The organism is Streptomyces sp. NPDC093111 (assembly GCF_040683955.1).
Classification (GTDB): Bacteria; Actinomycetota; Actinomycetes; order Streptomycetales; family Streptomycetaceae; genus Streptomyces.
This window is the reverse complement of sequence record NZ_JBFBNW010000029.1, coordinates 25,890-49,092: the sequence shown is the minus strand read 5'-3', so window position 1 is coordinate 49,092 and position 23,203 is coordinate 25,890. Positions and strand designations below refer to the sequence as shown.

The following is a 23,203-nucleotide window of genomic DNA, read 5'->3' as shown; positions in this document are numbered from 1 at the left end:
TCGTGTGTACTTTGCACACTGAGGGTCCGGGTGTCTGCCTGCCCCGCCGCGCGCCGATCGAGGAGAGCCCATGTCCACCCCCACCCCAGCCGCCCGCCCCGGAGGCACCGGCGGCATCGTCGGCGTGCTCGCCCTGGCCGGCATCGTCGCCGCCCTCATGCAGACGCTCGTCGTCCCCCTCATCGGCGACCTGCCCGAGCTGCTCCACACCAGCGCCTCCAACGCCTCCTGGGTGATCACCGCCACCCTGCTCGCCTCGGCCGTCGCCACCCCCGTCGCCGGACGCCTCGGCGACATGTACGGCAAGCGGCGTCTGCTCCTCGCCTCCACCGTCCCGCTCGTCGCCGGCTCCGTCGTCTGCGCGCTGGCCGGCTCGGTGGTCCCGATGATCGTCGGGCGCGGGCTCCAGGGCCTCGGGATGGGCGTCGTGCCGCTCGGCATCAGCCTGCTGCGCGACATCCTGCCGATCGAGAAGCTGGGCTCCTCGATCGCCCTCATGAGCGCCTCCATGGGCGTCGGCGGCGCCCTCGGCCTGCCGTTCTCCGCCGCCGTCGCCGAGCACGCCAGCTGGCGCGTGCTGTTCTGGGTCGCCGCCGGCCTCAGCCTGGCCGTCGGCGTCCTCGTCTGGCTGGTCGCCCCGGCCGGCCGGATCGCCCCCGCCGCCGGCCGCTTCGACGTCCTCGGCGCCCTCGGGCTCGGCGGCGGCCTCATCGCCCTGCTCCTCGCCGTGTCGAAGGGCTCCGTCTGGGGCTGGGGCAGCGCCACCACGCTCGGCCTCTTCGCCGCCGCGGCCGTCGTCCTGGGCACCTGGGTGTGGTGGGAGCTGCGGACCCGTGACCCCCTCGTCGACCTGCGCGTCACCGCCCGGCCCCAGGTCCTCATGACCAACGCCGCGTCGATCCTCGTCGGCTTCTCCATGTACGCGCAGTCGCTCGTCATCCCGCAGCTCCTGCAGTTGCCCGAGGCGACCGGTTACGGTCTCGGCCAGTCGATGATGGCCATGGGCCTGTGGATGGCCCCGGCGGGCCTGATGATGATGGCGCTCTCCCCCCTCGGCGCCAAGCTGTCCGCCGCCCGCGGCCCCAAGGTCACCCTCGCCGTCGGCAGCCTCGTCATCGCCGTCGGCTACCTCTCCTCGCTGCTCCTCATGGGCAGCACCTGGGGCCTGCTCGTCGTCACCCTCATCTGCAACACGGGCGTCGGCCTCGCGTACGGAGCCATGCCGGCCCTCATCATGGGAGCCGTGCCGCAGGCCGAGACGGCGTCCGCCAACAGCTTCAACACCCTCATGCGCTCCATCGGCAGCTCCGTGTCGGCCGCCGTCATCGGCGTCGTCCTCGCCCAGCTCACCATCGACCTCGGCGGCCACGCCCTGCCCTCCGAGGCCGGCTTCCGCGTCGCCCTGCTGATCGGCGGAGGCGTGGCCCTCGCCGCCGCGGCGGTCGCCGCCCTCATCCCCGTACGCCCCCTCACCGCCCCGGCGGCGACCCCGCAGCCCGCCCCGGCGGCCGGCACAGCGGCCTGACCGGCCCGGCCTCCCCGAACGGGGAGAACAGCCCAGGAGGAGAGAACAGCCCTTGAACGGAGAGAGCACCCCCATGACCCAGCCCCCGGCCCCGCCCTCCCAGGACTTCGCCGGCCGCACCGTCGTCGTCACCGGAGCCGGCTCCGGCATCGGCCGCGCCACCGCCCTCGCCTTCGCCGAACGCGGCGCCCGGGTCCTCGTCGCCGACCTGAACGCCGAGTCCGCCGCCGAGGTCACCGCCCGGATCGAGGAGACGGGCGGAACAGCAGTCCCGGTCGTCGGCGACCTGAGCGACCAGGCTGTCGTCGACCGCCTGGTCGCCACCGCCCTCGCGCCCGCCCACCCCGACGCCGCCCAGGGCGCCGGCGGCACCAGCGGATCCGGCGGCACGATCGATGTGCTCGTCAACAACGCCGGGATCATGGACAGCATGTCCGCGGTCGCCGACGTGACCGACGCCGAGTGGGAGCGGTTGCTGCGGATCAACCTCACCGCGCCGTTCCTGCTGACCAGGGCCGTCCTGCCGCACATGCTCGCCGCGGGCCGCGGCGCCGTCGTCTTCACCGCCTCCGAGGCGGCGCTGCGCGGTTCCGCCGCGGGCGCCGCCTACACGGCCGCCAAGCACGGCATCGTCGGCCTCACCAAGTCGCTCGCCGTGACCTACCGCCACCGCGGCATCCGCAGCAACGCCGTCGCCCCCGGCGGCACGCTCACCAACATCCGCCTCGACATCGACCCGGAGGCCGCCGGACCGCAGGCCCTCGGCGCCTACATGGGCAACGTCGGGCAGCCCGCCGCGGCCGAGACCCAGGCGGCGGCGATCGTCTTCCTCGCCTCCGACGCGGCGAGCAACATCAACGGCGCGGTGCTGCCCGTGGACGGCGGCTGGTCCGCCGTCTGAGGCATACCCCGACGCCCCGGACGGTCAGGACCGCCGGCGCGGCTTCCCGGAGCGCCCGCTCTTGGGAGCCGCGCCCCCGGGCGCCTTGCGCCGCCCGCCCGCGGCCTGGGGCTTCTGCCCCTGCTTCTGGCCGCCCTGCTTCTGCCCTTGCTTCTGTCCCTGCCGGGGCTTCGCCGCGGCCTTCGGGGCTTTCTCGTCGGGTCGCCGGCCGCGCGAGCTGTTCACGGTCCGGCCGCGCACGATCCCGATGAAGTCCTCCACCAGATCGGTGGTGGCCTCCTCCGGCCACGACAGCGCGATCTGCGACTGCGGCGTCCCGTTCAGCGTCCGGTACGTGAGGTCCTTGCGGTGGTGCAGCCGCGCCAGCGACTGCGGCACCACCAGCAGCCCGATCCCCGCCGCCACCAGCTCGATCGCGTCCGCCGTGGTCGCCGGGCGCTCGAACGCGGGACGCCCGGGCGGCCGCTCCCAGTCGAGCGAGTCGTCCTGCGGGTGCAGCAGGATCTCGTCGGCGAGGTCCTCGACGTCCAGCTCGTCCGCCGCCGCCAGCGCGTGGTCCTTGGGGACCACCACGACCGTCGTCTCGACGTACAGGGGGATCGCGCTCAGGTCCGTACGGTCGACCGGCAGCCGCAGGAAACCCGCGTCGGCCTTCCGCTCGCGCAGCAGCCCGGCCACCTCGGCCGCCTCCACCTGGAGGAGCTCCAGCGGGACGTCGGGCAGGCGCTGCTTCCAGATCCCCACCCACTTCGACGGCGTCACACCCGGCACGTACGCCAGCCGGAAGGACGGGGCCGCGGGGGCGGTGGGAGCGGGGCGAGCGGGGGTGTGGGATACGTCCGAGCCTGTCACCTGGCCAGATTACCGGCCGTGGTCGGCGGCGGCGCACCCGACCGATATTCTTGTCACCATGACGCAGCACCAGACCGCCCAGACGATGAAGCCCGCCACCGCGGCGAAGAAGCTGGGTGTGTACCTCGACGCCACCCCCGCCGACTTCCGCGAGGGCGTCGTATCCCGCGCCGAGCTCAGCGCCCTCCAGACCGACCCGCCGGAGTGGCTCATCGAGCTGCGCCGCACGGGTCCGCACCCGCGCCCCGTCGTGGCCGCCAAGCTGGGCATCTCCATCTCCGGCCTCGCGCGCGGCGGTGTCACGGACGCCCTGACCACCGAGCAGATCGAGGTCCTCAAGGACGAGAACCCGGAGTGGCTGCAGAAGGAGCGCGCCACCCAGTCCGAGGTCCGCAAGGAGACCGTCCGCATCAAGGAGATGCGCGCGGAGAAGGCCGAGAAGGCCGCCAAGGCGCAGGAGGACTGACCCCCTCCCGGCGCTCCGGCCGGCGAGACGCCGGCTCCTCCGCCGGCGCGGTCCGGGCCTCGCTCGGCTCCGCCGGCTACGGCGTCTCCACGTACCGGAACTCCGGGCCGTAGGTCCGCTCGCTGCCGTCGGGCAGCGGGTGCTCCATGAGCCACTGGGCCGGGTCCTTGAGCCCGAACATCGCGACGACGGCCTTGCCGAGCAGCTGGCGGGCGGTGGTGCCGTCCTCGGTCGTCCACGCCTGCTCCAGGAAGCTCAGGAGCCGGCTGTACGCGAGGTTGCCGGCCGTGAGGCGCTGCTGGGCGTCGCTGTCGGGCACGATGGCGCCCGAGGCGGCCCAGCCGCCGGGCGGGACGGTCGTCATCGGGCGGGTGGCGGGGAGGGGAACGGGGGCGCCGGTGAAGTCCCAGCGGGGCGGGTCCTCGGAGACCTTGACCAGCTTGCGGCCGTGGTAGATCTCCCGGAAGACGTAGTAGTGGGCGAGTTCGCCGGCGGCTTCGGGGTGCGGGTTCTCCGGTGAGGCGGTCGTGCCCTCGCCCTGTTCCTTGATCACGCCGATGGCCTTCTCGGCGGCGTTCAGGGAGCCGATCGCCACGATGTCGTTGCCCGCGCCGTGGGCGGCCATCTGGCGGACGAGCTGCCGCTGTCCCGTGATCAGGTCCGCGTGCGCGCGGAACGATTCGAGGATCGCCGTGTAGAACGCGCCGATGGACGTGCCCGGCGAGGCGGCCCTCGCCAGCGGCTCGTCGGGCTCCTCGATCCGGGAGAACAGCTCGGCGGTCTTCAGCGACAGGCCGCTGAGCGACACGTTCAGCCCGGGCCGCACACCGCCGGGCAGTGGCCCGGGGTACTCCGGGGCAGTGCTCGCGTGCGCGAGCCGCGGCGTGCCGCCGATGGTGGTGAGCAGGTTCCCGGCGAGGCCCAGGTGGGACATCTCGTCGAAGACGACCCGCTCCAGCGCGGTGGCGACGTCGTCGCTCTCGTCCCGGATCGACCACAGGGCGCACAAGTACGGCGGCAACGTGGCGAGTTCGAGCAGTACGGCCTGCTGGAGCGACTCCTGGAGCCAGTCGGGCCCACGGCTCGCGGCGGGCTCCCGCATCAACTCGACGATCCTGTTGCTTCGGTATCCCGGAAGCGTGGTCATGAGTCTCTTCCCCTCTGCGCGTGCGCACGCCCGAGAGCGCCGGAGTGGTGCGAGCGATCCGAGAGGTACTTCCCACGGTACGCCGACGCCCCCGGGGCGTCTCCCTCAGCGGACCCGGGCTCGGACCCGGACCCGTGACCCGGACGCGGGGGCCCAAGAGCGGGGGCCCGGGCGGCGTGCCCGGGCCCCCGCGGGTCGCGCTACAGCCAGGTGCCGAAGCGCCGGATGTACCGCGTCTTCACCCACTGGGTGAGGGCGCAGTAGGCGAGCAGCACGCCGATCAGCCACGGGAAGTACGCGGCCGGCAGGGCGACGAAGCCGAGGGCTTCCGCGAGGGGGGAGAAGGGGAGGTAGAGGCCGGTCAGGACCGCGAGGACCGTCATCACCATGACCGGCCAGGAGGCGCGGGACTGGATGAACGGGATCTTGCGGGTGCGGATCATGTGGACGATCAGGGTCTGGGACAGGAGCCCCTCGACGAACCAGCCGGACTGGAAGAGTGCCTGCTCGGCGGGGGTGTTCGCCGCGAACACGTGCCACATCACGAGGAACATGGCGATGTCGAAGACGGAGCTGATCGGGCCGATGGTGAGCATGAAGCGGCCGATGCCCTTGGCGTCCCAGTTCCTCGGCTCGCGCAGGTACTCCTCGTCCATGCGGTCCCAGGGCGTCGCGAGCTGGGCGATGTCGTACACCAGGTTCTGCACGAGCAGCATCACGGCGAGCATCGGCTGGAACGGGATGAACGCGCTGGCGACGAGCACCGAGAAGACGTTGCCGAAGTTCGACGACGCGGTCATCTTGATGTACTTGATCGTGTTGCCGAAGGTCGTACGGCCCTGGATCACGCCCTGTTCGAGGACGGTGAGGTCCTTCTCCAGGAGGATGATGTCGGCGGACTCCTTGGCGATGTCGACGGCGGTGTCCACCGAGATGCCGACATCGGCGTCGCGCAGCGCGGCGGCGTCGTTGATGCCGTCGCCGAGGAAGCCGACCGTGTGCCCGTCCGCCTGCAGCGCCCGCACGATCCGGGCCTTCTGTACGGGGTTGACCTTGGCGAACACGGTGGTGCGGGCGCCCAGTTCGCGCAGCCGGACGTCGTCGAGGGCGTCCAGCTCGGCGCCCGTGACGACCTGGCCGACGTCCAGGCCGACGTCCGCGCAGACCCGCGCCGCCACCAGCTCGTTGTCCCCGGTGATGACCTTGACCGTGACGCCCTTGTCCGCGAGCCCGCGCAGCGCCTCCGCGGCGTCGGCCTTCGGCGGGTCGAGGAAGGCGAGGAAGCCGACCAGGGTGAGGTCCGACTCGTCGGCCACGGTGTAGCCGGCCCGCGGCGACGGCAGCGTGCGGGTGGCCACGGCGAGGACACGCAGTCCCTCGCGGTTGTTGGCCTCCGCGACATGGGTGACGTGCGCCCGCAGCTGCGCGGTGAGGTCGACGGTCCGGCCCCGGTCCCGCACGCGGGTGCACAGGGCGAGGACCTCCTCCACCGCTCCCTTCGTGATCAGGACGTGCTCGGGCTCCCCGGCCGTGCCGAGCAGGCCGTTGCGGTTGAGGACGACGGACATGCGCCGGCGCGCGAAGTCGAAGGGGATCTCGTCGACCATCGAGAACCGTGCGTCGACGACAACCTCCTCGGCCTCGTCGACGCGGTCGACGACCGCCTGGTCCATCAGGTTCCTCAGGCCCGTCTGGAAGTGCGCGTTGAGGTAGCCGTACTCCAGGACCTCCCGGTCCTCGTGCCCGTGCACGTCGAGGTAGCGGTCGAGGACGATCCGGTCCTCGGTGAGCGTGCCCGTCTTGTCCGTGCACAGCACGTCCATCGCGCCCAGGTTCTGGATCGCGTTGAGCCGCTTGACGACGACCTTCCGCTTCGCCATGGCGACCGCCCCGCGCGCCAGGTTGGCGGAGACGACCATCGGCAGCATCTCGGGCGTCAGACCGACCGCGACGGCGACCGCGAACAGGAAGGCCTCGTCCCAGTCGCCCTTGGTCAGACCGTTGATCGCGAAGACGACCGGCACCATCACCAGCATGAACCGGATCAGCAGGAAGCTGACCCTGCGCACCCCGGTGTCGAAGTTGGTCTGCGGACGCTCACCGACCAGCGAGCCGGCCATGGAGCCGAAGTACGTGTCGGAGCCGGTCGCGACGACGACCCCGGTGGCCGTCCCCGAGGTCACCGACGTACCCATCAGGCAGAGGTTGCCGGCCTCGACCGGGTCGCCCGTCGCCCGCTGCCCGTCGTCCACGCCCCGGATGTCGTCCTTGCCGACCGGCAACGACTCGCCCGAGAGGGCGGCCTGGGAGACCATCAGGTCCTTGGCGGCGATCAGCCGCAGATCGGCCGGAACCAGGTCCCCGGCGGCCAGCTTCACCAGGTCGCCGGGGACGACCTGGTCCATACCGACCTCGACGGGCGCCGGCCGGTCGGCGCGGCCGGACCTCCGCAGCACGGCGGTGGTCGTCGTGACCAGCCGCTTCAGGGCGTCCGCGGCACGGCCGGAACGGTACTCCTGCCAGAACCGCAGCGCCCCGCTGATCAGCACCATCGCGGACAGGATGACGACGCCGGGGTCCGCCGGGTCCTGCCAGAACATGACCGCGGCGAGGAACACCAGTACGGCGATGAAGGGGTTCGCGTACGCCTTCGCGAGCTGGACGTACCAGCGCGGCGCGCGTTCCTGGGCCACCGTGTTCGGACCGTGGCGCTCCAGGCGGGCGGCGGCCTCGGCGTGGGTGAGGCCGTTACGGGTGGCGGAGAGGTCCCGCAGGACGAGGTCGCCGGGGCGGGCGGCGATCTCGACGAGCCGCTCGCCGACCCGGCGGGTCCGCGCCTCCAGCTCGGCGGCCTTGCGCTCGCGGCGGGTACGGACGCCCCGGCCGGGCGGAGCCAGCTTCTCAGGGGTGAGCATGGTCATGACGAATCCTCCCTCCGCGTCTCCGGGCACGTCGAAACGACACCGGGAGGCACGGAGCGGTCGTGGACGCACGGGCGGCACGGGGCCCCCGGGCGACGGAAGGGGTGAGGTGGGTCCGCACGCGGACGTCCGACGTGCACGGGTATGCGTTCGAGCACGAGTGCGAGCACCAGGACTAGCGCGAGCACTAGTACGTACGAGTACGAGCACGCGTACGGGTGCCGACACGCGTACCGGTACGGGCACCGGCGCACGCGTCAGCGGCGCACGTCAGAGGGGTTCACGTACGGGAGGCGCGGCAGCGGGGCGGCGCCTGGGAGATGCCGGAACGGGCCGGAAGCGGCGGGCGTCCGGGCGACGTCGGGACGTCGCCGGGGTCAGCCGGCCGGCAGGGTGCGGCAAGGACTTCCTTCGGGACTCATCCCGAACACCTCCTCGCCTCGCACCGACAGAACCGTCACCCACCGCACAGGACGTGCGGCGCGGGAGCCCGAAGGCTCGACCTCGTGGCGACACCCCGACCGTACCCCATTCCGCGCGGTGGACGATCAGGACGAAAGTCCCGTCCGGCGCGGGCCCTAGGTCGGGAGTGACCCTACGGCCCGCGCCTTCGGGCGGGGGGCTCAGTGCTCCGTGAGCATGGGGAGCGAGGACAGGTACTCCTCCGGGACCAGGAAGGCCTCCGTCAACTCCGGGAGGTACGGGGCGAGTCGGGCCGTCAGCTCGCGTACCGTGCCCGGGAGCGCGACGACCTGGCTGGCCGTGAGTGCGCCCTCGGCGAGCAGCGTTCCCGCGCGCGGCTCGATCCGCTCCAGCAGGAACAGCGCGCACAGCTCGCGGAGCACCGCGCGGGTGGCGGTGTGCGGCACGCCCGCGCACGCGGCGGTGAAGGCGTCCGCCGCGCGCCCCACGGCGTGCGCCTCGACCATCCGCAGCGCGGAGGCGGACGCGGCGTTCCACCGTCCGAGCGGGTCGCCGCCCGGCGCGGAACGCAGCTCGTCCCGCGCGCTCGCGTGCCACCGGCGCTCGTCGGCGGCGACCAGGCGGCGCAGGAAGGCCGGATCGGTCAGCGGTTCACGCCCCGTCGCGCGCCCGGCGGCCGGAGCGAGGTCCTGCCCGAACAGCATCGCGGAACCGGCCTTGCACCAGACCGCCAGGTTGTCGCCCTCCGCGGTGATCGCCCCGTCGACGTTCGCCGGGTACTCGGCGAGACCGTTGACCGGGAACATCGCGCGGGCCCCGCAGCGCTCCCGGGCCTCCAGGGTGATCCCGCGCGCCTGCCAGGTGATCCAGCCCTTGGCCACGGCGACCAGCCGCTCGGCCTCGGCCCGCTCCTCCGCCTCGTGCGCCAGCCACCGCTCCGTCACCGCACGGTGCAGGAAGGTCATGGCGTACGCGGTGGCCACGCCCCGCAGCAGCGGGGCCTGGTGGGTCCGGTGCGCGGCCAGGACGACCCGTTCGCCGAGGACCGGGCCGGAGATCGTACGGGTGTGGGCGTAGCGCACGGCCACGGTCAGCGCCGCCCGCGCGCCGCCCAGGGTCGCCGCGCTCATGCACAGCTTGCCGACCGTGACCCGCCCGATCGCGTGCAGGATCCGCCGCCGCGGGCTGCGGACGGCGCCGGTCACCCGGCCGTCGGGGTCCATCCGCCCGTGGGCGCCCTGGAGGAGTGCCGTGCGGGGGAGCCGTACCCGGTCGAAGGAGGTGACGCAGTGGTCCACCGGGCTGCCGACGCGTTCGGGCAGCGCGCTGACGCGGACGCCGGGAAGGAGGCCGTGTGCGTCGCGGAGCGGCACCAGGAAGAGGAACACCCCGTGGTCCTGGGCGTCGACGAGGAGCCGGGCCGCGACGAGCGCGGTCTTCGGGCCGCCGGCGGGCCCGGTGTTCGGCATGAACTTCGCCGCGCCCTCGTGCGGGGTGTCCAGCGTGAACTCCGCGCGCTTGCGGTCGTATCGGGCGACGGTCTCCAGCGCGGCGACGTCGTTGCCGTGCGCGCGTTCCGTGCAGAGGAAGGTGCCGACGTGGTCGAGCGAGAGGTAGGGGCGCAGGTCGCGCGGCGGGGAGACGGTGTCGTCGAGGAGGCTGCCCAGGAAGAGGTTGTAGTGGATTCCCGCGACGGTGGACGTCGCGGCGTCGACGACGGCGGTCCACTCGTGCAGCGCGGCGAGCCCGCGCGGGTCGGCGGCCAGCCGCTCGGGCGCGGCGAGTTCGGCGTTGACTGCCCGCAGACGTTGGTAGGAGAGCCGACGGCGGTCCTCGGGAGAGGCGTCGGTGCGGGGAGCGAAGAGATCCGTGGAGATCAGCTTCCGCCAGTGCCCGTGCGTGGTGTCCCAGGTGTCCCAGGAATCCCAGCGGCCCGTGGTCCGTCCCTCGGCGCCGTCGTGGAACAGCGGCTTCGAGAGGGTGAGGACGTCGGGTGGGGCGAGCGGGCCGGTGTGCGCGGGGTCGGCAGGGCCATCGGTAGGAATCGACATGATCTTTTCAACGACACCGTGCGCCCTGGGCAACCACCAGGCGCACAACGGCGCTTGACGCTTATCCGAATTGCGCCGGGCCGGGTGCCGTCGGTGACCCGTCCAGCACCGCCGGTACGGAGTCGCGCAGGGCGCGGGTGAGCGCGGCGACCGCCGGGTGCGGCCCCGCGCCGCCCCGGAAGGCGATCCTGGTGCGGCGGCGCACCGGCAGCGCGGTGAGGCGCACGCCCGGCGGGGGCGCGAGCGCGCCCAGCTGCGGGACCACGGCCACGCCCTGACCGGCGGCCACGAAGGCCAGCACGGTGGCGAACTCGTCGACCTGGTGACGCACCCGGGGCGCGAACCCGGCGGCCCTGCACACCCGTTCAGTCACCGCGCGGCAGAGGGTGTCGGGAGCCGACACGATCCAGGGGGCGTCGCGCCAGGGCGCGAGCACGGAGAGGCCGGCGGCTCCGCCTCCCGCGCCGCCGTCCAGGTCTTCGCCCGGCCCTTCGCCCGGCCCTTCGCCCGGCCCTGCGTCCTGGCCGTGCGACGGGCCGGGTGATGACGTGGGCGTGGCGAGGTACATCGCCTCCTCGCACAACGGCTCCTCCGCGAGGCCCGGTTCGAGGGCGGCCGGCACCAGGTCGTAGCCGTGGACGAGGGCCACGTCGAGATCGCCCGCGCGCAGGGCGTGTGCCACGGCGGCCGGGTCCACCTCCGAGACCATCGGTTCGAGCGCCGGGTGCCGGGCGGCGAGCAGGACGAGCGCGCCCGGCACGATCGTGCGGGTCGCGGTCGGGAAGGCGCCGATGCGGAGCGGTCCGGCCGGGCCGTCGCGCGACTCGGCGAGTTCGGCCGAGGCCAGTTCGAGGCGTTCGAGGACCGCCTCGGCGTGGCGGACCAGCCGCTCCCCGGCGGGCGTCAGGCGCACCCGGCGCCCGGTCCGTTCGAGCAGCGGCACCCCGGCCTCCCGCTCCAGCGTGGCGAGCTGCTGCGACACGGCCGACGGGGTGAAGGCCAGGGCTTCGGCGACCGCGGCGATCGTCCCGCGCAGGGCCAGTTCGCGCAGCAGGCGCAGACGTCGTACATCGAGCATAAGCTCAGCTTACGGTTCGGATCGGAAAAGCGAACTGGACCTGAGGAGTGCTGGGCGCCCACCCTCGGAGGTATGGCACACGCACCGGACTTCACCCCGTACGGCATCCACGTCCCCCTCGTCACCCCCTTCGCCCGCGACGGGCGCCCCGACCTCGACGCCCTGGCGGGCCTGGCCCGCTCCGTCCTCGACGACGGCGCCACCGGCCTCGTCGCCCTCGGCACGACCGGGGAGGCGGGCGCCCTCGACGCCGACGAGCGCCGGGCCGTCGTCGACACCTGCGCCGGGGTCTGCCGCGAGCGCGGGGCCCAGCTCGTCGTCGGCGCGGGCGGCGGCGGTACGGACGCCGTCGGCCGGGAGCTCGCCGCGCTCCGGCGGTGGCCGCAGGCGCGCGCCGCGCTGGTCACGGTGCCCGCCTTCGTCCGGCCCTCGCCGGAGGGGGTGCTGGCCCACTTCGCGCGGCTCGCCGCCGACAGCCCCGTACCGCTGGTCGTCTACCACATCCCGTACCGCACCGGCCGGCCGCTCGACGCCGCCACCCTGCGCGCGCTGGGGAGCGTTCCGGGCGTCGTCGGGGTCAAGTACGCCACCGGCTCCGTCGACGACGCCGCCATCACGCTCCTCGGCGACCCGCCGCGGGACTTCGCCGTCCTGGCGGGCGACGACGTCGTCGCCTCGCCGATGCTCGCGCTCGGCGCGCGCGGCGCCGTCCTCGCCTCGGCCCACCTGGCCACCGGCCGTTTCGTGGAGCTCGCGGAAGCATGGCGCGCGGGCGACACGGCACGCGCCCGCGCGCTCGGTCATCGCCTGGCGCGGCTCTCCTCGCTCCTGTTCGCCGAGCCGAACCCCGCCGTGGTCAAGGGGGTCCTGTACGCCCAGGGCCGCATCCCGACACCGGACGTGCGGCTGCCGCTGCTCCCGGCGGGCGAGGAGTCCGTGACGGCGGCCCTGCGAGAGCTGGAGGCGCTGGGCGAGCCGGGGGCGGCGGACGGCGGGTAGCCGCGCTCCCCTCACACGCCGTCGGCGGGCAGCCGGCCCCTCCTGTCCAGCGTGGCCAGCGTGGTGTTGACGACCGCCACGCCCGCGAAGGCGAGCGCCCAGGCCGACCCGGCCAGGGCGTACAGCGCGCCCGCGGCGGCGCCGAAGACCAGGGTCTTCACGGCGAGGACGCCCGCGAGGGGGGCGCGGATCCGGGCCTTCGGGGCGGCGAAGAGGCCCCACAGGGTGGCCGCCGCGGCGGGGGCGGCCACGGCGAGGAGGAGGCGGGCGACGGTGGACTCCGGGGTCTGCCAGCCCCAGCAGGCCAGGAGGGCCAGGGCCGCGAGTTCCAGGAGGAACGCCAGGGCCTCGTTCAGGACGCGCAGGGGCGCGGGCAGCTTCATGGTGGTCCATTCTGCGCCAACAGCGGCCGAATGTTGTCAGATTGCTGTCACGTCAGATCAACAACGTGTAACGAAAAAAGACTTGTCAGACAGAATCCTTCCCTCCGGTACCTGTGGCCTGGGATCTTGCGTCCACCCCACACATCACAGGACCCGGTCGGCGCCACCAGCGTCTCCGGGCCATCGGAGGACGCATTGTTTTCCCACATATCCAGCAGGCTGAGACTCACGATCGCGGCCGCTGCCGTCGTCAGCGCCGCCGTCGCCCTCGCCGCCCCCGCCCAGGCCGCACCGACCGGCATCGACCCCCCGGCCCCCGCCGCGGCGCCGAGCACCGCCCGCGCGGTGACCGCCCCGCAGGCCGCCACCGGCACCTGGGCCGCCGGCACCCGCGCCTACCTGGTCATCACGGCGCCCGGTGCCACCGCCCCCGCGCAGACCGCCGTGACCGCCAACGGCGGCACCGTCTTCGCCGCCTATGACGCCATCGGCGTCATCGTGGCCCACTCCACCAGCGCCTCCTTCGCCGCCACCATGCGCGGCGTCTCCGGTGTGCAGCAGGTCGGCGCGACGCGTACCTCCGACGTCCCCGCCGACGCCTACGCCCCGGCGCTGCCCGCGAACCCGACGCAGGCCACGACGACGCTGACCGAGTCCAACCGCTGGGACATGACCCAGATCAAGGCCGACCAGGCCTGGGCCGTCAGCACCGGTTCCGCCTCGGTGAAGGTCGGTGTGCTGGACACCGGCGTCGACGACCAGCACCAGGACATCGCGCCCAACTTCAACGCCGCCGACTCCGCCTCCTGCGCCTACGGCAAGGCGGACACCCGCGCCGGTGCCTGGCGTGACGTCGGCACCCACGGCACCCACGTCGCCGGCACGATCGCCGCCGCCAAGAACGGCAAGGGCGTCATCGGCGTCGCGCCGGGCGTGAAGATCTCCTCGGTCCGCATCGCGGAGCCCACCAGCAGCCTGTTCTTCGCGGAGAACACCATCTGCGGCTTCGTCTGGGCCGGTGACCACGGCTTCAAGGTCACCAACAACAGCTACTACACGGACCCGTGGCAGTTCAACTGCCCCGACAACGTGGACCAGGCCGCCATCATCGAGGGCGTCCGCCGCGCCCAGGCGTACGCCGAGGGCAAGGGTTCGCTCCAGGTCGCCGCCGCCGGCAACTCCAACTACGACCTGGCGAACAAGACGACCGACTCGGAGAGCCCGAACGACTCCACCCCGGTCACCCGCACGATCACCAACGCCTGCATCGACATCCCGACCGAGCTCCCGGGTGTCGTGACCGTCGCCGCGCAGGCCAGCGGCGGCGCCAAGGCCTCGTACTCCAACTTCGGCAACGGCGTCATCGACGTCGCCGCGCCGGGCGGCGACGGCGCCACCCAGGTGTACTCGACGCTGCCGGGCGGCAAGTACGGCAACATGAGCGGCACCTCGATGGCCTCCCCGCACGTCACCGGCGTCGCGGCGCTCATCGCGAGCGCCAACCCGACCTACACCCCGGCGGACATCCGCGCCGCGCTCGCCACCCAGGCGAACGACAAGGCCTGCCCCTCGGACACCCGTTGCCAGGGCACCACGGCCAAGAACGGCTTCTTCGGCGAAGGCGCGGTCGACGCGCTGAAGGCCGTCGGCGGCGGCACCACGCCCACCGGCCCGTACTTCGAGAACCTGAACGACGTCACCATCGTCGACAACGCGACCGTCGAGAGCCCGATCACGGTCTCCGGTGTCACCGGCAACGCCCCGGCGACCCTCAAGGTCGGCGTGGACATCAAGCACACCTACCGCGGTGACCTCGTGCTCACGCTCGTCGCCCCCGACGGCACGGTGTACCCGCTGGAGGACTTCTCCAACAGCGACAGCGCCGACGACGTCCTCAAGACGTACACCGTCAACGCCTCCTCCGAGGTGGCCAACGGCACCTGGAAGCTGCGCGTCCAGGACATCGCCACCCAGGACACCGGCCGCGTCGACGCCTGGAACCTCACCTTCTAGGCGGCGCGCTCCCGGCTCCGCCCGGACCGTCCGACGCCCCGCCCCCACCGTGGACTCCACGGCGGGGGCGGGGCGTTCGGCGTTCCGGGCCCGGGATCAGTCGAGCGGGTCCAGCGTGAGGAACGCCTGGCGCGGATCGGCGTCGTGGACGAGCGACTCGTGCGCGCCGACGTCGTCGAAGGCGAACGCGTACGCCTTCCCGTCCGCCATCCGGTCGTGGACCGTCCGCGCGTAGTGGTCGGTCACCGCGTCCTGGTAGAAGCCCGCCGCCGAGGTGTCCGGCTGGTGCGCGTTGGTGAGCAGGGTCGAGCGGTGGTAACCCGCGCACAGCGTACGGGAGATGGGGCCGCGCACCTGGTCGTTCGGGGCGTCCAGCAACTTGTGGCAGCCGAACACGCTGTCCGAGTCGGGCTTGCGGAAGGACGTCACGACGGTCCCCGAGGCGTCGGTGAAGTTCATCGTGTCACCGGACACCCGCCCGTAGTAGACGACGGACGGGCGGTCCGCGAAGGGCGTGACGGTCAGCGTGGAGCTCGCGTACTTGGCCCAGACGCGGTCGACGTAACCGGCCAGGACGTCCCGGGGCAGCGCACCGGCCTCGATGCCGTGGCCCGGCGCGAGCGCGCGCAGGAGGGTGCCGTCGGACCGGGTCCGGATCAGCCCCGACCAGCCGCCGGCCTGCCCGCGCAGCGCGTCGAAGAAGCCGCGGTAGCCACCCGGCTTGAGGTGACCCGTGGTGGCCACGCCGCCGTCGGGCCGCTTGACGCCGACGGCGTACGGGGCGGAGAACATGTCCACCTGGGTGCTGTTGATCCACAGTCCGGCGCCGTTGAGCGTGTACTCGGACCAGTTGAAGAGGATGTCCCGGTTGGGGTCGCTCGGGTTCTGGACGGCCGGCTGCACGAGTCCGCCCGTGGCCACCTGGAAGACCAGCTTCCGGCCGTAGCTGAAGTACACCCGCCCCGAGAACTGCGGCATCCGGATCGTGAGGGACTGCCCCGCGGCCGGCCCCGTGATGGAGGCGTCGGGCGCGGGCGAGGGGACGGGTCCGCCGGCCGGCCACGGATGGAAGGTCCCGCCCGCGTCGGCCCAGCCCTGCCGGCCGGTGGAGAGCTCGGTGCCGAGGTTGTAGAGGTAGACCGGCTCGGCGCGGCGGGAGTCGTTCTTGACGGTGAGCGGGATGGTGGCGGGCACGGCGGCGGGGGCCGGCGCGGGCGCCGCGACGGCCTGGACGGTGGGGGAGGGGACGAGCAGGGCCGCGACGGCGGCCAGGGGGGTGAGGGCGAGCAGGGTACGGGGGATCCGGCGCCGTCGCCGGCGCCGGTGACCGATGGAGGGCACGGGTGGCTCCTTGGGGACCGTGGGGGGGAGTGGGGGGAATCCGTTCTGAGAGCGCTCTCAGAATGTGAGCGCACCGCCGCCCTGTCAACCCTTCGGGAGGAGTGACGGATCCCCGAACGCGGCCCGGAGGAAAGGCAGTTGGACTGGGCGTGTCAGCGCCAGGCGGGGTGGCCCTCCGGCGCGCTGCCGGTGGTCAGCCTGCGCTCGCCCGTGCCGTCCGCGCGCACGGCCCAGACGACCGGCCGCTCGTACGGGCCACGGACGAAGGCCAGCCAGTGCCCGTCCGCCGACCACGCCGGATCCATCTCGTGGGCGCCGGTCGCCACCAGTGGCCGGTCCCCCGACCCGTCCGTGCCGACCAGCCGGATGTCGCCCTTGGTGGCGCCCTTGTACGTGCCCGCCGTGTACGCGAACGTACGCCCGTCCGGCGACCACACCGCGTCCAGCGCCGGGTGCGGCAGGCGGGTCACCTGGCGGGGGGCGCTCTCGGGTGCGGCGGGGTCCACGACGTGGATCTGCCAGTCGCCCGGGGCGGCCTCCAGGGAGACGGCGATCCGGGTCCCGTCCGGCGACCAGGCCGGGTCCTCCACCCGCCGCGTACCGCTGGTGAGCCGACGGGCCGAACCGTCGGAGACGTCCACCGCGAACAACTGCTGCACCCCGGCCTCCTCGCGCAGCACGGCGAGCCGGCTGCCGTCCGGGGACCAGGAGACGCGCCCGCCCGCGATCGCGGCGATCCGCCGCTCGCCGGAGCCGTCCGCGTTCGCCGTCCACACGGCCGAGCCCTCGGGCGTCACCCGCGTGAACGCGAACGACCGCCGGTCCGGAGCCCACTGCGGCAGCACGTCACAGGTCCCGTCGGGCAGCAGCCTGCGTGGCCGGTCCGCCGTCGCCGCGCGCACGGCGATCACGCCGTGGCAGGACCGGGGCCAGCCGGGCGCGGTGTCCTCGCGGACGAGCAGCGGAGCCGTCGGGAACGCGGCGGGGGACCGGCTCGCGGACGACGAGCCGCCCTTCGGCTCGTCCCCGGTGCCGGGCACGCCCTCCCACGGACGCCAGGCCAGCAGACCCCCGGCGGCGGCGACGGCGCACACGAGGAGGGCGGCGCCGACGGCCGTACGCCGGGCCGGGCGCCGGCGCTCGGGCCGTCCGACGGCGGCGGTGCCAGGGAGGGGCGGGAACGGATCCGGCAGGGGCTCGGGAAGCGGCAGGGGCGGCGGTGGCGGTGGCGGGGTGGGGACGCTTGCCACGGTCCGCTCGACGGCGACCTCGGCGCCTGGCCCTGCCGGGCCGCCCGCACCGGCCCGCCCGAAGGTGTCGGCCGCGCCGGCCTGCCCGAAGGTGTCGGCCGCGCCGGCCTGCCCGAAGGTGTCGGCCGCGCCGCCCGGCCCTGCGGTGTCGCCCGCGCCGCCCTCCGGGCGTACGGTCGCGGTGGCGGGGCGCTCCGGCGGTTCGGCGGCGGACGCCGGTGCGTTCCGCGGTGCCTCCGGGGCCTTCCGGGTGTGGAGCAGCCGCGTCGCCTCGTCGGGCAGCCAGCCGCCGTCGGCGGGGTGCCGGACGGTGAGGGTGCGGAGGAAGGCGGTGGGGGTGGGCCGGTGGCGCGGGTCCTTGGAGAGGCAGGCCGCGAGGGCGTCCCGCAGTGACGGCGGGACGGTGCTCAGGTCGGGTTCCTCGTGGACGACCCGGTACTGCCAGGCCGCCGACGGGCCGTCGCCGTACGGCGAGCAGCCGGCCGCCTGGGCGAGCACCACCCCGAGCGCGAACATGTCCACGGCCGGGGTGATGCCGCCGCCCGTGAGCTGCTCGGGCGCGAGGTAGCCGGGCGTGCCGACCTGGAAGCCCGTCCGGGTCAGGGCGGCCGTGCCGTCCAGGGCCCGCGCGATGCCGAAGTCGATGACGCGGGGGCCGTCCTCGGCGACGATGATGTTGGCCGGCTTGAGGTCGCGGTGGACCACCCCGGCCCGGTGGATCGCCTCCAGGGCCTCGGCGAGGCCCGCGGCCAACACGGTGAGGCTGTCCTCGGGCAGCGCCCCGACCCGGTCCAGGACCGCCCGCAGGGTCGGCCCGGGGACGTAGGCGGTCACCAGCCAGGCGGGGTCGCCGTGGGGGTCGGCGTCGACGACGGGAGCGGTGTGGAAGCCGCCCACCTGCCGGGCCGCCCGCACCTCGCCGGCGAACCGGCGCAGGAACTCCGGGTCGGTGCTCAGCTCGGGCCGTACGACCTTGACCGCGACCGCCCGCCCCGACCGGGACCGGCCGAGGTAGACGACGCCCATGCCGCCCTGCCCGAGCCGCCCGACCAGTCGGTACCTGCCCTCGCCGACCGACTCCGGGTCGTCCGACTCCAGCGGCTTCATGGTGCCCCCTCGCGCGATGTACCGGGACAGGATCGCGCCCGGTGGGGCTATCAGTCCAGGGAGTGCTCCTCCCAGGTCTCGTCGTCGGGGTCGAACTCGGTGTGCGCGGACTCCCAGGTCGCCGAGGCGAGCTCGACACCCGGGACGGCGCCGAGGAGGGCGACCGGGTCGATGAAGTGGGCGAGGGAGCCGGACGGGTCCACGTCTATGGCCTCGATGGCCTGGGCGCGCTCGTCCTCCTCCAGGTATTCGTCGTCCCGGACCTGGGTGAGGGCGGCGGCCTTGAGCGCGTCCTCGTCGGTGATCTCGGCGACGAGCTCGATGGTGACGCGCACGTAGCGCGGCTCGGACTCGATGGGGTCGGTGCTGGTCATCAGGGCAGCTTAGGCGACCCGCGCCGTCCGTGCGTCCCTGGGAGCCCATCCCTCCGCGGGCGGGCCGCCGGGCCCGTACGGACGTCCCGGCCGTCCCGGCTCCACGAGCGCCTCGCGGCGCCGGGACCGGGCGGGGCTCAGCCCTGGGCCTCGCCGGGCAGGGGGCGGGCCACGACGCCCTGAGGGGCTTCCTGGTGCCCGCCGGAGGCGAGGACGCGCACCTCGTCGCGGTCGCTGATCTCGGCGCGGATGATGCCGGTCGGATCGGCGTAGACGGGATGCCCGCCGGGCCCCTTGGCGGCGGTCCGCTCGACGACCACGAGGTCCTCCGCGGGGCCTTCGCCGCCGGAGAACACCAGCTCGTACCTGCGTGCGCTCACCCGCCTCATTTTACGCTTCGCGCGCCTTCGGGCCTCCGGACGCCCGGGACGCCGGGGGCATCGGGAGGTCCTGGCCGCTCACGGCGTCGACCAGCTCGGCCAGGGCGGCGCCCAGGGCCCGCACGCCCGGGCCCGCCGGACCGCCCGGTTCGGTCATGTACCCGTCGCGGCGGATCTCCACCATGAGGGCGCTGACGCGCGGGTCGCGGCCGTAGTGGGCCAGGGGCACGTAGGTGCCCGCGAAGGGGCTGTCCGTGCCGACCTCGCCGAAGCCCGCGAACGCCTTCCGCGCCGCCGCGAGCAGCGCGGGCGGGGTGTGGAAGGCGTCGGTACCGAGGCAGACCGGCGGGCGGGGGCCCGTGCCGTGCAGTTCGTACGGGAGGGTCTGCGTCGGGTACGAGTGGACGTCGACGATCACGGCGCGCCCGGCCGCCGCCAGGCGTGCGGCGACCGCGTCGGTCATCGCCCGCGCGTACGGGTCGAAGTAGCGGGCGAGGAGCGGTGCCGGGTCGAAGCCGGCCGGGCGGAGCTCGGCGCGGTGGGTGGTGCGGGTGTAGACCGCGCCCATGCCGACGGACAGCATCTCCTCGCGCTCGTCGGGGAACCGCTCGGGGTCGACGACCAGGCGGGAGAGCCGGTTGACGAACCGCCAGGGCTTCGCGCCGGCGTGCGCCGCGGCCTCGGCGGCGATGTCCTCGGTGTACGCGTCGGTGATGTGGTCCAGCTCGCGCGCCAGCTCCTCGTCGCCGAGCACGATGCCGGCCCGCACCTCCGCCGGGACCGTGCGGGAGGAGTGCGGCACGTGCAGCAGGACGGGCGAGTCCGGCGCGCCGGGCAGGAGCTGGTAGGAGGCGGCGGGGTGCGGCGAACGGGCGGTCATGCGGCCTTTTCCGGGCGTGAGTTCGGCGAGGTCTGATGTGCGGTCACCCGGCCAGCCTGCCACAGGCCGTGCGCTGCCCCACAGGCCGTTCACGGCACCCGCCGGGCCGCCCGTGTACGCCCGCCACCTCCCCGTCCCTCCGCCCCCCCCGACTCCCCGTCCCCCCACCCGTCCGGCCGGGCCGCTCAGCTGGGCCGGACGGGCGTCTCGGTGTCGCGCTTCAGCGCGGCCTCGCCCTCGGTGTCCAGGTGCGGCAGCAGGCGGTCGAGCCAGCGGGGTGTCCACCAGGCGCGGGGGCCGAGCAGGGTCATCACCGCGGGGACCAGGAGCAGACGCACGATCGTGGCGTCGATGAGGACGCTGGCCGCGAGGCCGAGGCCCAGCATCTTGACGACGATGTTGTCGGAGATGATGAAGGCCGCGAACACGCTGACCATGATCAGCGCGGCGCAGGTGATCACCCGGGCGGTGATCTCCAGCGCGTGCGCGACGCTCGCCTTGGAGTCGCCGGTGCGCAGCCACGCCTCGCGCACCCGGGACAGCAGGAAGATCTCGTAGTCCATGCTCAGGCCGAAGACGATCGCGAACATCATCATCGGTACGTAGCTCTCGACGGGCACCTTGCCGGAGACGCCGAGCGCCGGACCGCCCCAGCCCCACTGGAAGACGGCGACGACCACCCCGTACGAGGCGGCGATCGACAGCACGTTGAGCACGGCCGCCTTGACCGCGACGAGGAGGCCGCGGAACACGGTCAGGATGACGAGGAAGGCGAGCCCGACCACGACGGCGATGATCACCGGCAGGCGGCTGGAGACGATGTCCAGGAAGTCGACCTGCGCGGCGGTGGTGCCGGTGACGTAGGTCTGGGCGTCGGTGCCGGCGACGCCCTGCGGCAGGACGTCGTCGACGAGGTGGTCGGTGAGCTGGGTGGTGCGCTCGTCCTGCGGGGCGGCGACCGAGTAGGCCGTGCCGACGAGCACGTCACCGTCGGACGTGGTCCTCAGCGGGGTGATGGACGCCGCGTCGGGGACGTTCGTGAGCGCCTTCTGGAGCTGGGTGGCGAGCGCGGCACGGTCGGCCTGTGGCACGGACGTCTGGTCCACCACGAGCGTCAGCGGGCCGTTGGCTCCCGGCCCGAAGGCGGTAGAGATCAGGTCGTAGGCGCGCCGGTCGGTGAAGGACTTGGGGTCGGCGCCGTCACCGATGTGCCCGAGCTGGATGAAGAACAGCGGGATCGCGAGGATGACGAGGGTCACGACTCCGCAGGTCAGGAAGGTCCAGGGGCGCCGTTCGACGCGCTGGGCGTAGCGGTGCCAGGTGCCGTGCGCGGTGGCTCCCGGCTCGGCGTCGGTCTCGGCGACGGGCTTGCGGACGTGGTAGCGGTCGATGCGGCGGCCGACGAGGCCCAGCATCGCCGGGACCAGGGTCAGCGCCGCGAGGACGGCGGTGACCACGGTGAAGGCCGCCGCGAGCCCCAGTTTGCCGATGAAGGTGACGCCGGAGACCCACAGGCCGGACAGGGCGATGATGACGGTGCAGCCGGAGACCAGGACGGCCCGGCCGCTGGTGGTCGTGGCCAGACCGGCGGAGTCGGCGGGATCGTGCCCGTCCATGAGGTTCTGGCGGTGCCGGGTGATGAGGAAGAGGGCGTAGTCGATGCCGACGCCCAGGCCGATCATGGTGGCCAGGGTCGGTGAGACGGTGCCGAAGGTGAACGCCGCCGCCATCAGGCCGAGCAGCGCGAGCCCGCAGATCGCTCCGATCAGGGCGGTGACGAGGGGGAGGACGGCGGCGATGACGCTGCCGAAGCCGATCAGGAGGACGACGATGGCCACCGCGAAGCCGATGGCCTCGCTGGTGCGGTCGTCGGGGGCCGGCCGGGCCAGTTCGCCGAGGGTGCCGCCGTACTCGACGGTGACGCCCGCGTCGCGGAGCGGCTTCACGGCGGTGTCGACGCCGTTGAGGTATTCGGTGCCGAGCGTGGACGGCGGGACGCTGAACCGGACGGTGATGTAGGCGGTCTTGCCGTCGGTGGACAGCGGCCCGGTGTTCGGCACCGAGGACGGGGTCGTGGGCGGGGGAGTGCCCGGCGGCGGCAGCGGGTTCTGGGCGCTGAGCACGTCGGGCAGTTTCTGCAGCGAGGCGACCGCCGAGTTCACGGCGGACGCCTCCTTGGTGAGCGGCTGCGAGGGGTCGTTGAGCACGATCTGGGCGCCGTATCCGCCCGCGGCGGGGTCGTGCGCCTCCAGGACGGCGAGCCCGTCGGCCGACTGCACACCGGGAAGGGTGAAGTTGTCGGAGTACTGCCCGCCGACCGCCCGGTTGGCGAACTGCAGACCCACGAGGGCCGCCAGCCACAGGACGATGACGACGACGAACCGTCGGGCGCACCAGTGCCCGAGCCGGTAGAGGGCACTCTTTCGCGGTGCGAGCCCGCCCGTGGCGGGGTCCTGTGCGCTCATGACGTGGCCACGTTCCGGTAGGGGGGTCCCCGAGCGGAGGCGGCGGCTACAGCACGTCCTGCCGTACGGCCTCCTTGGCTCGTGCCTCCTCAGCCAATTGTTCGCCCTCGTGGGCGGGTCGGCATCTCGGGCCCGGCCGGCCCCGCCTCACGGCCGTGCGGGTCCCCGGAACGGCAGCGTCTGGCTGTAGACGACGCTGGTGGTCGTGGAACCGAAGCCCGCCAGTTCGTCCATGAGGGTCTCCAGGTGCGCCATCGAGGTCGCGGCCACCTTGAGCGTGTAGCAGTCGTCGCCGGTGGTCCGCAGGCACTCCAGGATCTCCCGCCGCTCGGCGAGCAGGCTGCGCAGCGGCTGGTGGCGGTTGCCCGGGTACTTCAGGCGGACGACGGCGAGCACCGGATAGCCGACCTTCGACAGGTCGACCGTCGCGTGGTAGCCGGTGACGACCCCCAGCGCCTCCAGTTGGCGCACCCGCTCGGTGGTGGCCGAGGGGCTGAGGCTCACCCGGCGCCCCAACTCGCTGAGCGAGACCCGGGCTTCCTGTTGCAAGTGGGCGATGATCGCCCAGTCGACGTCGTCGAGGTTCGCGGTCATGGCGCGACCCTACCGGGAAATCCACGGGAGACCGTCCCCAGCGCAGGGAGAAC

Annotated in this window: 18 protein-coding genes; 5 read left to right on the top strand and 13 right to left on the bottom strand. The window is 73.6% G+C overall.

The window, feature by feature from the left end:
• Positions 1–70: 70 nt before the first annotated feature.
• Together AB0Q96_RS35455 and AB0Q96_RS35450 are read left to right on the top strand one after the other, a co-directional pair.
• Entirely contained in the window at positions 71–1,525 is a 1,455-nt protein-coding gene (locus AB0Q96_RS35455) for an MFS transporter (protein WP_365332812.1), read from the top strand.
• Between the two features lie 73 nt (positions 1,526–1,598).
• Positions 1,599–2,426, top strand: coding sequence for an SDR family NAD(P)-dependent oxidoreductase (locus AB0Q96_RS35450; RefSeq protein WP_365332810.1), 828 nt, complete (start codon positions 1,599–1,601; stop codon positions 2,424–2,426).
• Positions 2,427–2,450: 24 nt separating this feature from the next.
• Here AB0Q96_RS35450 and AB0Q96_RS35445 read toward each other — a convergent pair whose 3' ends face one another.
• Positions 2,451–3,278, bottom strand: coding sequence for a LysR family substrate-binding domain-containing protein (locus AB0Q96_RS35445; protein ID WP_365332808.1), 828 nt, complete (start codon positions 3,276–3,278; stop codon positions 2,451–2,453).
• Between the two features lie 58 nt (positions 3,279–3,336).
• On the opposite strand from AB0Q96_RS35445, the gene AB0Q96_RS35440 reads away from it, so the two are divergent.
• Entirely contained in the window at positions 3,337–3,744 is a 408-nt protein-coding gene (locus tag AB0Q96_RS35440) for a DUF5997 family protein (RefSeq protein ID WP_365332807.1), read from the top strand.
• Between the two features lie 76 nt (positions 3,745–3,820).
• Here the strand turns inward: AB0Q96_RS35440 and AB0Q96_RS35435 are convergent, their stop codons facing one another.
• The 4 genes from AB0Q96_RS35435 to AB0Q96_RS35420 form a co-directional block, all read right to left on the bottom strand.
• Positions 3,821–4,891: a ferritin-like protein gene (locus AB0Q96_RS35435; RefSeq protein ID WP_365332805.1), complete on the bottom strand. Its 1,071-nt coding sequence runs from the start codon at positions 4,889–4,891 to the stop codon at positions 3,821–3,823.
• A 200-nt stretch (positions 4,892–5,091) separates the two neighbouring features.
• Positions 5,092–7,812, bottom strand: coding sequence for a magnesium-translocating P-type ATPase (mgtA, locus tag AB0Q96_RS35430; RefSeq protein WP_365332803.1), 2,721 nt, complete (start codon positions 7,810–7,812; stop codon positions 5,092–5,094).
• A gap of 623 nt (positions 7,813–8,435) precedes the next feature.
• Positions 8,436–10,286 (bottom strand): acyl-CoA dehydrogenase, encoded by a 1,851-nt coding sequence (locus tag AB0Q96_RS35425; RefSeq protein WP_365332801.1) that lies wholly within the window; start codon positions 10,284–10,286, stop codon positions 8,436–8,438.
• A 61-nt stretch (positions 10,287–10,347) separates the two neighbouring features.
• A complete protein-coding gene (locus AB0Q96_RS35420; protein ID WP_365332799.1) occupies positions 10,348–11,364 on the bottom strand; it encodes a LysR substrate-binding domain-containing protein in 1,017 nt (338 codons plus the stop codon).
• 72 nt (positions 11,365–11,436) lie between these two features.
• On the opposite strand from AB0Q96_RS35420, the gene AB0Q96_RS35415 reads away from it, so the two are divergent.
• Positions 11,437–12,363, top strand: a complete 927-nt coding sequence (locus tag AB0Q96_RS35415; RefSeq protein ID WP_365332797.1) for a dihydrodipicolinate synthase family protein — start codon at positions 11,437–11,439, stop codon at positions 12,361–12,363.
• 11 nt (positions 12,364–12,374) lie between these two features.
• Here AB0Q96_RS35415 and AB0Q96_RS35410 read toward each other — a convergent pair whose 3' ends face one another.
• On the bottom strand, positions 12,375–12,746 hold the full coding sequence (locus AB0Q96_RS35410; RefSeq protein ID WP_365332795.1) for a YrdB family protein: 372 nt from the start codon (positions 12,744–12,746) through the stop codon (positions 12,375–12,377).
• A 195-nt stretch (positions 12,747–12,941) separates the two neighbouring features.
• Here AB0Q96_RS35410 and AB0Q96_RS35405 point away from each other — a divergent pair, with 195 nt between their 5' ends.
• On the top strand, positions 12,942–14,759 hold the full coding sequence (locus tag AB0Q96_RS35405) for a S8 family serine peptidase (protein WP_365332794.1): 1,818 nt from the start codon (positions 12,942–12,944) through the stop codon (positions 14,757–14,759).
• Positions 14,760–14,855: 96 nt separating this feature from the next.
• On the opposite strand, the gene AB0Q96_RS35400 is transcribed toward AB0Q96_RS35405, so the two are convergent.
• From AB0Q96_RS35400 to AB0Q96_RS35370, 7 genes are all read right to left on the bottom strand, one after another.
• Entirely contained in the window at positions 14,856–16,013 is a 1,158-nt protein-coding gene (locus AB0Q96_RS35400; RefSeq protein ID WP_365332888.1) for a glycoside hydrolase family 64 protein, read from the bottom strand.
• 239 nt (positions 16,014–16,252) lie between these two features.
• Positions 16,253–18,457: a protein kinase gene (locus AB0Q96_RS35395; protein WP_365332792.1), complete on the bottom strand. Its 2,205-nt coding sequence runs from the start codon at positions 18,455–18,457 to the stop codon at positions 16,253–16,255.
• 50 nt (positions 18,458–18,507) lie between these two features.
• A complete protein-coding gene (locus tag AB0Q96_RS35390) occupies positions 18,508–18,831 on the bottom strand; it encodes a hypothetical protein (RefSeq protein ID WP_365332790.1) in 324 nt (107 codons plus the stop codon).
• Between the two features lie 137 nt (positions 18,832–18,968).
• The gene (locus AB0Q96_RS35385) at positions 18,969–19,220 is read right to left on the bottom strand and encodes a DUF6296 family protein (RefSeq protein ID WP_365332788.1); all 252 of its coding nucleotides are present in this window, start codon (positions 19,218–19,220) and stop codon (positions 18,969–18,971) included.
• 1 nt (position 19,221) lies between these two features.
• Complete coding sequence (locus AB0Q96_RS35380; protein ID WP_365332786.1) at positions 19,222–20,091, bottom strand: N-formylglutamate amidohydrolase; 870 nt, start codon at positions 20,089–20,091, stop codon at positions 19,222–19,224.
• Positions 20,092–20,276: 185 nt separating this feature from the next.
• Entirely contained in the window at positions 20,277–22,556 is a 2,280-nt protein-coding gene (locus tag AB0Q96_RS35375) for an MMPL family transporter (protein ID WP_365332784.1), read from the bottom strand.
• A 147-nt stretch (positions 22,557–22,703) separates the two neighbouring features.
• Positions 22,704–23,150 carry an Lrp/AsnC family transcriptional regulator gene (locus AB0Q96_RS35370; RefSeq protein WP_365332783.1) on the bottom strand — a complete coding sequence of 149 codons (447 nt, stop codon included), beginning with the start codon at positions 23,148–23,150 and terminating at the stop codon, positions 22,704–22,706.
• Positions 23,151–23,203: the final 53 nt, after the last annotated feature.